8 protein-coding genes are annotated in these 15737 nt (G+C 40.4%); 3 read left to right on the forward strand and 5 right to left on the reverse strand.

Annotated elements, in window-relative coordinates; translation table 11 throughout:
- Window positions 1-9: 9 nt before the first annotated feature.
- The 4 genes from ACE1EF_RS09575 to ACE1EF_RS09590 form a co-directional block, all read right to left on the reverse strand.
- Window positions 10-1377, reverse strand: coding sequence for a glucoamylase family protein (locus ACE1EF_RS09575; RefSeq protein WP_375720431.1), 1368 nt, complete (start codon window positions 1375-1377; stop codon window positions 10-12).
- A gap of 225 nt (window positions 1378-1602) precedes the next feature.
- Window positions 1603-3321 carry a LamG domain-containing protein gene (locus ACE1EF_RS09580; protein WP_375720432.1) on the reverse strand — a complete coding sequence of 573 codons (1719 nt, stop codon included), beginning with the start codon at window positions 3319-3321 and terminating at the stop codon, window positions 1603-1605.
- Between the two features lie 12 nt (window positions 3322-3333).
- Window positions 3334-4869: a RagB/SusD family nutrient uptake outer membrane protein gene (locus ACE1EF_RS09585; RefSeq protein ID WP_375720433.1), complete on the reverse strand. Its 1536-nt coding sequence runs from the start codon at window positions 4867-4869 to the stop codon at window positions 3334-3336.
- Window positions 4870-4880: 11 nt separating this feature from the next.
- Window positions 4881-7910 carry a SusC/RagA family TonB-linked outer membrane protein gene (locus ACE1EF_RS09590; protein WP_375720434.1) on the reverse strand — a complete coding sequence of 1010 codons (3030 nt, stop codon included), beginning with the start codon at window positions 7908-7910 and terminating at the stop codon, window positions 4881-4883.
- Window positions 7911-8277: 367 nt separating this feature from the next.
- Here ACE1EF_RS09590 and ACE1EF_RS09595 point away from each other — a divergent pair, with 367 nt between their 5' ends.
- Window positions 8278-11139, forward strand: a complete 2862-nt coding sequence (locus ACE1EF_RS09595) for a regulator (protein WP_375720435.1) — start codon at window positions 8278-8280, stop codon at window positions 11137-11139.
- Between the two features lie 42 nt (window positions 11140-11181).
- Entirely contained in the window at window positions 11182-12021 is an 840-nt protein-coding gene (locus tag ACE1EF_RS09600; RefSeq protein WP_375720436.1) for an endonuclease/exonuclease/phosphatase family protein, read from the forward strand.
- Between the two features lie 59 nt (window positions 12022-12080).
- Here the strand turns inward: ACE1EF_RS09600 and ACE1EF_RS09605 are convergent, their stop codons facing one another.
- Window positions 12081-14048, reverse strand: coding sequence for an alpha-L-arabinofuranosidase C-terminal domain-containing protein (locus ACE1EF_RS09605; protein ID WP_375720437.1), 1968 nt, complete (start codon window positions 14046-14048; stop codon window positions 12081-12083).
- A 294-nt stretch (window positions 14049-14342) separates the two neighbouring features.
- On the opposite strand from ACE1EF_RS09605, the gene fumC reads away from it, so the two are divergent.
- Complete coding sequence (gene fumC / locus ACE1EF_RS09610; protein WP_375720438.1) at window positions 14343-15728, forward strand: class II fumarate hydratase; 1386 nt, start codon at window positions 14343-14345, stop codon at window positions 15726-15728.
- Window positions 15729-15737 lie beyond the last annotated feature (9 nt).

Below are 15737 nucleotides of genomic sequence, written 5' to 3' on the forward strand. Positions count from 1 at the left end.
CTATAGCTTTTATTCTTCTTCTGTTTTAAATCCTAATCGTTTCAGACCATTCTGAACATCTTTGTTTTGCATGAACAGGTGCCAAAGCATGCCTGAACGGTAATTCTCTATCATTACCGGAATGGGACCCTGATCAATAGCCAGATAGCGTGGAGTATACCAGGAATCAGTCACGCTGTAAGCATCGTACGGACCGTATTTCCCGACTAAGGTATCTGCTTTGAAATAAAGATATTTCAGAAATTGCATGGATTCTTTCGGCGTATATGGAAATGAAGATAATGCTGCCGTTGGCGATATCACGCCAAGGTCTGATTTCCCGGGATGATGACCGGCATAGCCTTTTATGGAATAACTGGATGTCAGGCCCCACTGTTCTTCACCATATCCTTTAAAATGTTTTGGATTATCCAAAGCATACCGGTAATGGATGAGCGCATGGTTTTTATTCAGTTCCCAGTAATTCCCGTATTTGTCTGATAATCCGCGTGGATCAAGTCCCAGATATGAATAATGTGCCCAGAATAACGGTCCTACAGGATCATCATTATGTTCATAATGATCCAGAACAGTATGAAGTCCGTAATAAACGGTATCATTAGCAATATCACCGTTTCTTGCCCAGCCGTTATTATATACGCTGGGTTTTATTGGATAAGTCGGTGAGGAGGCAGCCAGCACATACATAATGAGACATTCGTTATATCCGCCTACAGGAAAATTCATATCCCAGCCATAATCCGGTGACCAGTGCCAGTACAGCACATCTTCACCACCCTTGGTATACCAGGTCCAGTCAATTTCTCTCCAAAGCCTGTTGATAGCTTCTGTCAGTTGTTTTTCAGCTTCGTTTCCATCTTTAAAATATTCTGCAACGGTAAGCAGCCCTTCCATCATGAATGCTGTTTCAACCAGGTCGCCTCCGTCATCTTTTTTACTGAAAGGTTTTACCTTTCCCGTTTCTCCGTTCAGCCAGTGCGGCCATGCACCATGAAACCGGTCTGCTTTATCCAGAAATGATACAATCTTCTGAAACCTTTTCAGAGCCTGTTCACGCGTAATGAAGCCTCTTTTTATACCTACCAGTATGGCCATAACACCAAATCCTGAGCCACCCAGGGTGACAATATTCTGATCGTTCTGAGGATAAATGCCATCCATATGGATCCGTTCCCTTGCCATGCCTGAATTTGGTTCTGCACCCTCCCAGAAATATTCAAATGTTTGATGCTGTACGGTATCCAGTAACTGAGCATCAGTTAAGGGAGCGTACCGGGATTTCTGTGTTTCCCCGGCTGTTTTGTTTTTCTTATTTGTACATCCTGAAAATCCATATGAGAGAATAAACAGGAAAAAGTATATTATTAATCGTTGCATTCCCAATATTTTTAAATGCCAGTGTTTACAGGGTTATAAAGGCTGCCCGGAGATAAACCAGGCAGCCTGAATGACTGTCAGAAGAACCTGATTAAACTGAGTTTAACTATCTGATTCACCAAATAAGATTTGAGATGGAACAACTTTTGCGTTGTACCTCGCTCAGAAAATCTGTTGAATTATTGCTAACCATTTTTATGATGCATTCTTCTGACATTTTATGTGTTAATTGTCATTATTCATTATTGCCTGTACCTCAGTGGCCGTAAGCGCAATATTATAGAAACGTAATTCATCAATTTCACTGTTGTCGGATAAATGACCCCAGTATGTAAATGTAGGTTCACCTGATCCAATGGTAAACTGACTACAACCTGTCCAGTCTATTTCATTTGCCATATCAGCGGTATTTACTGCAACGCCGTTAAGATAAATAACTGTCTTTGCATCTGATATTGTAAATGCAACATGAACCCAGTCTCCTGTTGTGGCATCAATTACGTCGCCATCGTTCCAGCTTTCACCATCACCGGTTCCAACATTAAGCTTAAAGCGCATGCTTGCTGCACTTCCTTCCCTAAAGAATCTGAGGCCGTTTTTGCGTCCGGCGTCATCATTGGTTGAGCCAATGGTGATGATACCTGCACGATCAGGTACGGCATTTACTTTCATCCAGAACGTTGCACTGAACTGTGAAGACATCAGTCCATCGGCAGGGAAGGTCAGATATGAATCCGTAGCTCCCAGATATGCTTTGCCTGATTTACCATCGTCGGCAAAGCCCGGTGTACCTACTGCAGTTGCCGCAGTGAGACTGATCTGATCGGTATAATTATCATCAAAAGGCATGTATAAGGTATTCGTAAATTCCTTACCGGTTTCCTGTGATATGATCGCTTTGATTTCATCCTGGGTTAATGCCTTGTCAAAAAAGCGGACTTCGTCAATTTCGCTTAAGTCGGAAAGGTGGTCCCAATAGGTAAAAGTTGGTGCACCGGATCCAATGGTCAGGAAATCACAACCAGTCCAGTCGATTGGTGCCGACATTGCTGACGTTCTTACAGGTAAGCCATCGAAATAGATCGTGTTTTCGGTATCAGAAATGGTAACGGCTACACAAACCCATTCCCCAAGTGAAGGATTAACCACGTCGCCATCATTCCAGCTTTCGCCGGCACCTGTACCAACATTCAGTTTAATCCTCATGCTGTTGGCATCGCCTTCCCTGAATAATCGGAACCCGTTTTTACGCCCTGCATCATCGTTGGTTGAGCCAACAGTCATGATACCGGCGCGGTTAGGATCCGGATTAATTTTAATCCAGAATACCATACTTAATTCCGAACTCTGAATATCTGCCAGAGGATACTGAATATAGGAATCGGCAGCTCCTTCGTAGGATTTTGAACTCGCAATTCCTTCATCTGCAAACCCCGGAGTTCCGGTTACTATCGCCGTGTCAAATCTGATCATATTCATATAATCCCCATTAAAGGGAAGATAGAATATTTCACCATCGTACCTGGCCGAGTATGGAGGAGATTTCTGAAAGTTAGCAGTTGAAGTACTCGTTTTTCCTGCTTTATCCTTAGCTTCAACCGTAACACTGTGATCTCCAAACAGTACTTTATTGTAAGTTACTGTTTCCAGCGCTCTTCTGTAATCTTTGAAATCAGAGAATGCAGCAATCTGTGTCCCATCGTATTTTATGGTTACAGAAGCCAGTTCTATGTCGTCAGTTACCTCAACATCAATGGTAACGGACGAAGTGTCTTCCGGTAGTTTAATCTGACCACCTTCAACAGGTTTTTTAATGGTTATTACCGGTGCTTCAGTATCAGATCCCGGGCTAACGCTCGATATGGGATCAATATAATCCTGATTACATGCACTTACTGCAATAACAGTCAGTACAAGAATTATGAGTCTGTAATATGTTTTCATTGTCATCTAGTTTTATTGAATTCCATCTTTCAGTTGCGGTAGTTCAGAAACCTGATCTGCCGGGAACGGATAATATGCTTTGTCCATGGTAAATGTTTTACCGGGTTGTGTCAGTTCTCCGGTGTTTTTTGTACGAACCATATCATAATATCGTTTTCCCCATTCCATTGCCAGTTCTGCAAATTTTTCATCCAGTACAGTCTGTGTTGTAACTGAGTTCAACTGATCCAATCCGGCACGAACACGTACTTCATTTACTGCCTGTACATCCGTCATTGCAATATTGCTGGCAGCACCTCTGGTCAGCGCTTCAGCATACATTAAGAGGATTTCGGCATAGCGGATTACAATAAAGTTCTTATTGCTGCCCATAGCAGATCTGCCGGGAATTAACTCTGTTGAAGGCTGTATGTGTTTGCCACTGCCAAATTTTAACCTGACGTTATTATTAAATACATCGCCCTCACGATTTGTATTGCTTATCCAGGAAGGTATAGTCCCTGAATAGTCATTCTGTAAAGCTGTAATACCATCGGGAGTGAAGATTACACTTGTTTCCAGACGAATAGAATCGCCTCTGCCAAGCATAAATTCTATGTATTTCATGGTTGGTTCATAAAATCCCCATCCACCGTCAGCACCATCTACAACCGGGGTCCATCCTCCGATACCAAATGGAGCAAACTGAAACGCAAAACGGTCTCCTTCTCCGGCTCCAAAGTCTGAATACTGGAATTCCAGAATGTTTTCATCATTCAGTTTTCCGGCAGTTTTAAACAGATAATAGTAATCGGGATAGAGTTGGAACCTGCCGGAACCAATAATGGCAGCTGTTGCATCAGCAACACCCTGGTAGTTTTCCATCTCCTGGTAGGCAATAGCCTGAATGGCATATGCAGTAAAACGGGTCATTCCTCCTTTAATATCTGTTCGTTCATTTGGTCTTACTGCAGGAAGATCAGGAATGGCTTCATTCATCTGATCCACAATATATTGCATAACCTGTGACTTATTACTCACCGGTGTATTCTGTATATCGGCAAGATCATCAATAACGATACAACCACCAAATGTTCTGGCAAGGTTCAGATACAGATATGCCCGTATTACTTTGCACTCTGCAATATACTGGTCTGCCAGAGCATCATCATTAGCATAGGGGCGGTATTTATTAATTTCTTCAATAGATGTAAAGACATTAATAATATCGTTGTAATGTAGCTGCCAAACAGAATTCAGATTCCACTGACTAGCCTGGTATTTAAAAGCATCCTGTTCCTGCATCGGAACCTGATCACCTGCTGCATTTACATCATCACCCCTGATACCCAGTGTTATTGGTTCTTCCCAGGCCCGGGTATAAAGTCCGTAATATGCGCCTAACAGCGGAAGGATCATGTCTTCACCCTGAGTGTAATCCACATCGCTGGTCAGGGCAATGTCCTCAAAGGGTGCATCCAGTTTATCGGTACATCCGTAAACCAATACTAATAACAACCCGGTAAAAAATACAGGCCTTATGTTATATATTATCTTTTTAATATTCATCGTTTCAGTATTTAGAATTTAAGATTTAATCCCACTGTATAAATAGCAGGTACCGGATAAAACTGTCGATCAATACCGTCCGGTACTTCAGGTGTAAATCCATTGTATTTAAACAGGGTTAAGGGTTTCTCTGCTGATACGTATATTTTAGCATTTGGCATCCCTTTAAAAAGTGTTGAGCCTTTCAGATTATACGCCAGCTGGACATTTTGAATCCTGAAGAATGCTCCGTCTTCCAGGAAGAAATCACTGAAATTCTGGTTCCATCCTCTTCTCAGTCCTGAAGCTGAAGGATAGCGGTCAGAAGTACCTTCACCATTCCATAAGCCACTGGCCAGTTCTTCATCAATATTGGTATCATTGGTCCAGATAATTTCACCGCGTTTCCGGTTCAGTATTTTATTTCCGCTCTGGCCCATTACATTCACTGAGAAATCAATGTTTTTATAGGTAAGACCCAGATTTCCGCCATAGGTCAGATTCGGAAAGTAGGACCCCAGAAATACTTTGTCGTTATCATCAATAATACCATCACTGTTTTGATCCTTAAACATAAGATCACCGGGAACCAGTTCATTATCCACTGCGATCTGGCTGGCCTGAATTTGACCATCATTCTGATATACTCCGGCTACTTCATAGCCATAGAACGAGAGAAGTGGTTCACCTACCTGGGTGCGTTGACGAAATTCTGCCATTCCACCGTTAATGTATTCCTGTCCGTAAAGGTCGAGGACTTCATTTTTAAGTGTTGCAACATTTACACCTATGTTATATTTTAAATCTTTCGAGATTTTACCGTCCCAGTTGAGTACGATTTCCAACCCTGAGTTTCTGATAACACCAGCATTTTTCAATACACTACCGGACTGTAATTTAAGGCTGACCGGGATGGCAGCATTTTCTGTATCCCTGATGTAGTAATCGGCATCAATGTGCAGTCTGCTGTTGAGCATATTTGCTGTGATACCAATGTTGGTTCCGGTGACTGTTTCCCAGCCAAGGTAACCGAACGTACTGGTTGTTGTGGTGGCATCCACCTGCTTATCATCAATAGCCAGGTATTGAGGATTTGTGGTATACGCACCGGTCTGCCTTGGTATTTTATCATTACCCAGTTTTCCCCAGCCTCCGCGCAGTTTCAGGTAATCAAAGAAATTAATATCCTTAAAAAAGCTTTCTTCCGAAAGAACCCAACCTAATCCAAATGCCGGGAAAGTTCCCCAATGTTCCTGATATTTCTGGGTTCCTTCCTCTCTTAAGGTAAAATAGGCAATATATCGGTTGTCGAAATTATACGACAAACGACCGAAGTAGGATACACCGTAAAGCCTTGAAGCTGATTCACTGGCATCTTTGGATGTTTCCGAATTGGAAAGATTGATGTACCATGAATTTTCTGCTAATGGAATATCTTCCGCATATCCATACAAATAGTCATATGATTCATCTCTGAATGACATCCCTACCATAGCAGTCAGGTTATGTTTGCCAAAACTATTGGTATATGTCAGGGTGTTATCCCAGAACTGATTTATATCTGTTGTTCTTGAAGAGGCAATGTTGGATAGTTTTACCTCGGTATCATTCGTAATAAAATACGGGAAACCAACATTTTTAGCTTTTAAAAACATCATAGAGATGTTATAGGTTGATTTGAATTTCAGCTGATCAGGGATCAGGTCTATCTCTGCGTAAACTCCGGTTAAGAACTTCCGGATATCCTGTCGGTTATTGTTAAATGCAAGACTGATAAAAGGATTTTGTGATCCTCTGTAACCAACAAGCTCCGCGCTGGAATAGCGACTTGCTGTTGTTACGCCTTCAGCAATCAGGGCGTTATAGTTTGCATCATCATATACAGGAAGAATGGGTACAGCATGATACGCACTGAACCAGGCAGCATCGTTACCGATATATCTTACAGCATTACTGAAATTAAAATTAATGCCGGCTTTGAACCAGTTATTAACCTGCTGATCAATTTTTGATCGGATGTTCATACGGCTGTAAGAATTATCTGTTTCCAGTAAACCCTCCTGATCAAAATAGCTCATGCCAATGGAATAGCTGGTTTTATCGGAGCCTCCCATTACAGTAAGCGAATGATTTTGCTGTGGTGCATAAGGTTTCATGATTTCAGCATACCAGTCTGTATTTACGTTGGGAAAATTAGGATTTATTCGGCTCCTTTCATAACGCTGCATAGCATTCAGAATATATTGCATATCTGCCGTAGAACCTGTTTGATCAATATAGTTTACAAACTGTTCCGAATTTGCCATTTTAAGAACATTTTGAGGCACCTGTACACCATAATAGCCTTCATAGGTAATGGTGGACTTGGAATTCAGGTTACCTTTCTTAGTGGTAACCAACACAACTCCGTTTGCTGCTCTTACACCATAAATAGCAGAAGCAGAGGCATCTTTCAGTACAGAGACTGATTCAATGTCTGACGGATTCAAAAAATCGATGTTATCGAAGTACATTCCGTCAACTACATACAAGGGTGAAGCATCACTACTTCCCGGAAATGAACCAATACCTCTGATTCTGACAGTTGGATTTCCACCTGGTGAGCCCGAGTTTACGATCTGAACACCAGCAATCTTACCCTGAAGAGCCTGCATGGGCTGACTGGACGGTGTTTTTAGAAGTTCATCAGATTTAACGGTAACAATAGATGAGGTGAGATCCTTGACTTTCATCTCTCCATAACCTACCACAACCACCTCATCAACATTGTAAACATCTTCCTCTAATGTTACATTGATTACTTTACGGCCGTTAACAGGAATATCAACTGTTTTAAAGCCGATAAATCTGAATGTCAGTGTTGCCTGATCCGAAGCCATGATGGAATAATTCCCGTCCAGGTCAGTGATGGTTCCCTGCGTTGTGCCAGTGATAACGACCGAGACACCGGGTATAGCATCATTATTGGCATCAGTCACTTTTCCTGTCACCTGTATTTGCTGCTGGGCAAACAGGAATGCTGACATGCACGATAAATAAATGACAATTAGAATTTTTCTCATAATATATAAAAATAAAGATTTAACGAAGAATAAATTTAAGGAAGCAGGGTTAAAAAAATTAACAAACTGACACACTTATAATTCACTGTGTTGAATAACATAAAATGATGTTGCATAATTACCTCATCATAAATAAAAATATTAGTGTAATATGCATTAAAAAAGATAGATACAATATTTTAGATATAATATTGTATATTTATAAAATAGAAAAATACACTCAATAATGAGGTAAAATAAGGTATTTGTTTTCCGGTTTTATTTGTTTCTTCATCGTACAGATTCACTAAAAAATATCTTATTTTTACAATTATTAATCATTCTGTCAGCAAATACATGAAATTTTAAAAAGAATCTTATGCTGTGTATGGATAAAAACAGGGGTATAATTAAAAATAACACCTTGTGGTATCAGGCAAGATGGGCTATATTTTTGTTTTTTCTCTTATTTCAGATTTCGATGGTAGCTGAGGTGCGTCCGTTTAAAATTATTAATTTTAATAAGAACGAATACAAAGCGGGCAGCCAGAACTGGAGCATAGCTTTTGATTCTGATGGATATACGTATATTGGTAATACGCTGGGTTTGCTTGAATTCGATGGCGTTACCTGGCATTTATATCATTCTCCCAATGGTTCAATCATAAGAACAGTTGCTGTTGATAAAAACAACAGGGTTTACAGTGGTGGATACCGTGAACTCGGGTACTGGGAGCGCAATGACTCTGGTCAGCTTATATACACTTCGCTTACCTCATCGGTAGAGAAATACTTTCCGGCAAATGAAGAGTTCTGGAATATTCTGGTAGTTGATGGGAAAGTGTATTTTCATTCATTTTCAGGTATATATATATATCAAGATGGCAATTTTACGGTGTTGAACAATTATGGGTATATCAATTTTGCCACCTCATCAAAGGATGAGATTTACTGTTCTGTCAAAAACGTCGGTATTTTTCGCGTAGGCGATAAAGAACTCATCCCGGTCACTAAATCTACTTTTTTGCGAAATAAAAATATAAGGTTTATTTACAGGAAAGATTCAGTGCATTACCTCATTGGAACAGAATCACATGGAATTTATCTGTACAGTACAACTGAAAATTCATTTGTTGATTTTGCACCGCAATTGAGAACATATCTTAGTCAGACTACTTTGAATCATGGTATTGTGACCAGTAATGGAAATATTCTTATCGGTACTATTGTCGATGGCCTTGCGGTCCTTGATGATACCGGTAAATTGCGCTACAGGATCAGCAAGGAATCCGGTTTACAGAACAATACGGTGCTGGGTATTTCAACAGATAAAAATGGTAACATCTGGCTGGCACTGGACAATGGCATAGGCTTTATTTCTTTTCCTGATGTCCGGTCGCATGTGTATGTACATTTAAATGAAATGGGTGCCATATATACTTCAACACTATATAATGGAAATTTGTACCTGGGAACAAATCAGGGATTGTTTGCCAAGCCTCAGGATGCTGTAAATGAAAAGTTTACCCTTGTTCCGGGGACGCAGGATCAGGTATGGGATTGTAAAATTATAGACCAGAAATTGTTTGTAGGACATAACTCCGGTACCTATATTGTTAATGGTTTAAATGCAGAGAAGATATCGGCCAATGCAGGTGGATATTCCATCATTCGTTATCCTCAGAATCCTGACCTGCTGTTGCAGTGTACATATTCAAACCTCGTATTTTTAAGAAAGGTAAAGGGCAGGTGGCAATATTCTCACACCGTTGAAGGCTTTAATAACCTCATACGTTTCATAGAATTTGATCATTTGAATAATTTATGGGCAAGCCACTTATACCAGGGGATTTATAAAATCAGGTTATCAGAAAAACTGGATTCTGTTGTTTCTGTTGAATACTTTGACAGGAACTCTGTACTGGGCAAAGAAGGCCATAATGCGCATGTTTTTAAAATAGAAAACCGGATTGTTTTTACGGGTTATGACAGGCTATACACTTATGATGATCTGAATGATTCAATTGTTCCTTTTCAATCACTGAATGAACAACTTGGTAAATTTGCTGTGGCAAACAGAATTATCGCCGGACCGGAACACAGATACTGGTTTGTTAATAAGTCAGGTATTGCCTGTTTTGAGATTATTATGAATAATGTGACACTGCTGAGGGAGTTTCCGATTGCACTGTTCAATAATCAGTTGATCCCAGGTTACGAGAATATAGTCCCGCTGGATAAGGAATCGGCGATGGTTTGTATGGAGGATGGATATACGATTATAAATACACGGTTTTCTGATGAAGGTTTTGCAATTGAAAAAAATGAGATTAAACTCAGGGAGGCACAAGTTTTTGATAAAAACGGGGATGGTGAGAACATCCTGTTAAGAGGTAATAGAATAAGATTACCATTTAATAAAAACAGCCTTTTTCTGCGGTTTTCGTTTCCTTTTATCAGTGCAGAGAAACTCACCTATGTATACGAGGTGGATGGACTAACAGAACGGTGGTCTGATCCAATGGACGAACCGGTCATTAATCTTAACCGTATTCCACCCGGAGATTATACTCTTCATATAAAGGCCATTAACGGATGGGGCAGGTCATCGCCTGTCTTAAGTCAGAAAATTACGGTTGATAAGCCATTTTATCAATCCATATACGCTATCTTTTTCTACATCACAGTGATGGGCATATTGTTATTTGTCACCAGGAGCATGACCATAAAAAGAGTACAATTGCATGAACGAAGAAAACGTGATGAGAAAGAAAAGGAACTGATACAGTTGAGAAATGAAAAGTTGCAGGCTGAATTGTCCTTTAAAAGTGAACAACTCGCCAATTCCACTATGGGAATCATCAAAAAGAATGAATTTCTGATGTCTATAAAACGAAAGCTTAAACGACAGAAGGAGCAATTGGGGAACAGGTTTCCGGAAAAATATTACAAGGATTTGATGGACAAGATTGATCAGAATATCTCGGGTCATGATGACTGGAAGTTATTTGAGCACAATTTTGAGAAAGCACATGAGGCGTTTCTTAAAACCCTGAAAGCCAATTATCCGGATCTGACACCCGGCGATCTGCGCCTCTGTGCCTATCTGAAACTGAATCTTTCATCAAAGGAAATAGCACCACTCCTGGGTGTCTCTGTCAGGGGAGTTGAAAATCACCGTTACCGGTTAAGGAAAAAGTTTAACTTAAGCAAAGAAGCAAACCTGACAGAATTCATTCTGGCGATGTAAGTATTTCAGGTTTTCCATGTATTATTTTTAAGCATTAGCAAGATGAAAAAAGCGTATTTAATAGTTGCAATATTTGTTATTGGTTTGTGTCAAATTTCAGCTCAGTCGTTTAATGTAATGACTTACAATATAAAATATGATAATCCGGGTGACTCACTTAACAACTGGGATCATCGTAAAGATATGGTTGTTGGTTTGATCCGGTTTCATAAGGCTGATATTTTTGGAATTCAGGAAGGGCTGCATCATCAGGTTGAGTATCTTGTTCAACATTTGCCGGGTTTTCATTACGAGGGTGTAGGCAGAGACAATGGCAGACAAAAGGGAGAATATTCGGCTGTATTTTATAATGCAAAGCGGTTTACCCGTATAAGCGGAGGTACATTCTGGCTTTCGGATACTCCGGAGAAACCAAGTGTGGGCTGGGATGCAGCTTTGGAAAGGATATGTTCCTATGTTTGCCTGAACGATGAAGTATCCGGTGTTAGGTTCTGGGTTTTTAATGCCCACCTGGATCATATCGGACAAACAGCAAGACTTGAATCGCTGAAACTTATTCATGAAAAAATTAAAGAACTAAAGGATGAAGGAGATATGGTTATTGTAATGGGAGACTTTAATGCTACACCCTCAGAATCTCCTATTGAATTTATGTCAAAACATTATTCCGAAGCCAGATTAATAAGTAAAGAAGCTCCCTATGGACCGGAAGCCACCTTTAACGGATTCAGTTTTCATCAAATACCTCAGAATCATATTGATTATATTTTTGTGAACGATAGAATTAAACATGTGTTACGTTATGGTGTTTTAACAGATTCAAAACAATGTCGTTATCCTTCTGATCACTTTCCGGTTCTGGCCGAGATTAAACTGAAATAAGAATAAAAAAGCAGAACCGAAATTATCAGTCCTGCTTTTTCTCTTATGGCAATTATGTCTTACTTTTTTAATTTAACCACAACCAGACTTTTGGCTCCAATGTCAAGTTTAAGCTCTTTTCCATTGGTTTTTAAAATGCTTTCTTCGGGATAAATTTCCCGTGGATTATCCAGCGTATTCATGTCATCAGGAGAGGTTCCTGTCAGTGTGGTAACGCTTACCTTTTTCCCAAACTTTTTCAGACCTTCAAAATCAAAGGAAAGACTTTTATCGCTATCTGACGCATTAACCAGTTTAAGGATGATTTCGTTGGTGGAATTTTTAACAGATGCAGTCGCATATAAACCATCCTGACCTGTAAGATCATTTCCGTTCAGTTGAATGGGCACCACATCATCACCGGTGTTGGTGGAGAACATTTTTTGTACATAATAATTCGCTGATCCCATAGACCTGAGATTGTCAAACCAAATCAAATCCGGTGTCCACTGCCATCCATCAATATGTGCGAAGAGAGGCGCATATGAAGTCATGACAACGAGGTCGGCATTACGTTCCATACCTGTAATAAACGCTGCTTCTGACAACGCACAATCCCAGTTGTTTTTATTTTCGGGACTGGCGATCGCTACACTCTGAGCAGCATATTCACCGGCAAATACTTTGGGTCCGCTTCTGTCGTATTCATCATAACGGGTCGCATTATCAAGAAACCACTGTGGTGGACGGTAATAGTGTTCATCCACAATTTCGGCATGAAGTTTTTTAAGCTGTTCCCAGCCGTAATCAAAATATTCGCCATCAGGAAATGGTCCGCTTCCGGAAACCACCACGATATCGGGATATTTTTCTTTTATGGCTTTATCAAATATTTTGTATCTGGCAAAGTATTCCGGTCCCCATTGTTCGTTTCCAATTCCTAAGTACTTTAAATTAAACGGCTCAGGATGTCCCATATCCGCTCTTACTTTTCCCCATTCTGTTGACGGATCTCCGTTGGCAAATTCTATTAAATCCAGGGCATCATCAACATACGGATCAAGTTCTTCAAGCGGAACAAGTTCACCTGTATTAAACTGACAGGCCATTCCACAGCTCAATATTGGCAGTGGCTGTGCACCTAAATCTTCAGCCAGCTGGAAATATTCAAAGAATCCAAGACCAAAGCTTTGGTAGTAATCGGGTGTAGGTCGATGTGTAAATTCCGTATTCCACCGGTTAACCAGGTTTTCACGTTCATCAATAGGTCCCACCGTTTTTTTCCACTGATACCTGCGGTCCAGTGTTCGGCCTTCAACGATACAACCGCCTGGGAATCTGAGGAAACCTGGCTGCATGTCAGCCAGAAGCTGCACAAGATCCTTTCTGAGACCTTTGGGTCTTCCTTTCCATGTATCTTCAGGGAACATGGAAATCATGTCCATATCGATGGTTCCGCTTTCAGAAAAAGTGATTTTAAGCTTTGCCTTTGGGCATGTTTTTGTTGCTTTAATAGATGTGGCATAATTTTTCCAGTTGTTTCCGCTCACGGTTACAGTATCCGCTCCTATTGTGCTTCCGTCCTGGGCGAGCAAACTGAAAATGACATGTTTTATTCCGCTTTCCTGGCTTGCCATAAATGTAAGATTGTAGGTATCATCCTTTTTAATACCCATACCTCGGAATCCCTCATTGATGATGGAATAGCCGTTCGGATCGTTGACTTCTACTTTAATGAAATGTTGATTCTTCTCATCACTACTGCGTTTAATGGGTGTAGCTTTCCCCGATTTCAAATTCAGGGAATGTCTGTCTGAATTTGGTTCGAGCCATCCCATCATAGGTTCAAAAAACTCAAAAGACCTGTTCTTAACCAGTTCTGCATAAATACCACCATCTGCAGCAAAATTGATATCCTCGAAAAAGATACCGTACATCGTTGGCTGGATTTCAGCGATAGTTTCATTGGGTTTAACCACAAGCCTGGTTTGCCCTGTGAGGTTTGTTGCCAGGACAATCAAAACGATTGCCAGAATGTTACGTGTCATAATGTTGTGAATTATTTGTGTTATTGTATTTCTTTTGATGCTTTATCAGTTTTGGTTTGTAAATATACCAAAATTCATAAAATGTTTCTGTAAATGCGTATGGACCTGAACGTATTTTTTTAAGAGACACTCATGAAACAGGGTTTTAATTTTTTTCATTTATTAATCCGGGTGCTGAATCCTTTTATTCCGTTGTAACGCAGATTATCATGTTTATCAACGGTACAAATATTAAAGTACCTTAAGTCTTGCACTGTTTTTACGTTTTAATTGTTAATCAAGAAAATAAAAGCTATGAAATTCAGGACAGAACATGATGCAATGGGAGATGTCAGGGTCCCTGCAGACAAATACTGGGGTTCCCAAACGGAAAGAAGTCTGAATAATTTCAGGATTGGTCCGGCTGCAAGCATGCCCGGCGAGATTATTTACGCGTTTGCTGTAGTTAAAAAAGCAGCAGCTTCGGTTAACAAAGATCTGGAAGTTCTTGCACCCGATAAGGCAGAACTGATTTCTATGGTCTGTGAAGAAATTCTGGAGAAGAAACTTGATGATCAGTTTCCTCTGGTCATTTGGCAGACGGGAAGTGGCACTCAAACCAATATGAATATAAATGAAGTTATCGCTAACCGTGGTCATGTCCTGAATGGTGGAAAACTGACAGATGAACGAAAATTTTTGAGTCCGGTTGATGATGTCAATAAAAGTCAGAGTAGTAATGATACCTTTCCTACAGCTTTGCACATTGCAGTATACGGTATGACCGCAAGCAAAACGCTGCCCGGATTAAAAAAACTGAGGGATGAGCTTCAGAAAAAAGCGGAAGAATTCTCTGATGTGGTAAAACTAGGCCGTACCCATTTTATGGATGCTACTCCCGTAACGCTGGGCCAGGAATTCAGCGCTTATGTACAACAGCTTGAAAATGGTATTGATGCTGTTGAACATGCCCTAAAGAAAGTTTCATTGCTTGCGCTGGGTGGTACAGCTGTAGGAACAGGTTTGAACGCACCCGAAAAGTTTGATGAACTGGTGGCACTCCGGATTGCCGAGTTTACGGGGTATCCTTTTGCCACAGCACCCAATAAATTTGAAGCACTTGCCGGCAACGATGCCATTGTTGAACTCAGTGGTGCCTTTAAACGTATTGCTGTCAGTCTGATGAAGATTGGAAATGATATACGAATGTTAAGCAGTGGTCCGCGTGGAGGAATAGGTGAAATTATAATTCCTGCTAACGAACCAGGTTCGAGTATTATGCCCGGGAAAGTAAATCCAACACAGGCAGAAGCATTGACAATGGTTGCAGCACAGGTTATGGGAAATGATGTGACCATTGGTATTGCAGGTAGTAACGGACAGTTTGAGCTTAATGTTTTTCGTCCGGTTGTTGCCGTTAATATTTTGCAAAGCGCCGGGCTCCTCGGTGATGCCTCTTTTAGTTTTGCAGAACATTGTATAGCAGGTGTGCAGGCCAATTTAGCACGAATTGAAGCACATCTGAATCATTCCTTAATGTTGGTCACAAGTCTGAATCCACATATTGGATATTATAAATCAGCCGAAATAGCCATGAAGGCATACAACGAAAATACCACCTTAAAAGATGCAGCAATGGCTTTAGGATATGTTACAGAAAAAGAATTTGACGAATGGGTAGATCCTTCAAAAATGGTATAAACAAGGATC

Source organism: Quyinboa sediminis, assembly GCF_042219855.1.
Classification (GTDB): Bacteria; Bacteroidota; Bacteroidia; order Bacteroidales; family UBA5342; genus JBHJHP01.

Bases quoted from the DNA above. Each gene is read 5' to 3' on its own strand.
- ACE1EF_RS09575 (WP_375720431.1), bottom strand. From the start codon at position 1,377: ATGCAACGATTAATAATATACTTTTTCCTGTTTATTCTCTCATATGGA.
- ACE1EF_RS09580 (WP_375720432.1), bottom strand. From the start codon at position 3,321: ATGAAAACATATTACAGACTCATAATTCTTGTACTGACTGTTATTGCA.
- ACE1EF_RS09585 (WP_375720433.1), bottom strand. From the start codon at position 4,869: ATGAATATTAAAAAGATAATATATAACATAAGGCCTGTATTTTTTACC.
- ACE1EF_RS09590 (WP_375720434.1), bottom strand. From the start codon at position 7,910: ATGAGAAAAATTCTAATTGTCATTTATTTATCGTGCATGTCAGCATTC.
- ACE1EF_RS09595 (WP_375720435.1), top strand. From the start codon at position 8,278: ATGGATAAAAACAGGGGTATAATTAAAAATAACACCTTGTGGTATCAG.
- ACE1EF_RS09600 (WP_375720436.1), top strand. From the start codon at position 11,182: ATGAAAAAAGCGTATTTAATAGTTGCAATATTTGTTATTGGTTTGTGT.
- ACE1EF_RS09605 (WP_375720437.1), bottom strand. From the start codon at position 14,048: ATGACACGTAACATTCTGGCAATCGTTTTGATTGTCCTGGCAACAAAC.
- fumC (WP_375720438.1), top strand. From the start codon at position 14,343: ATGAAATTCAGGACAGAACATGATGCAATGGGAGATGTCAGGGTCCCT.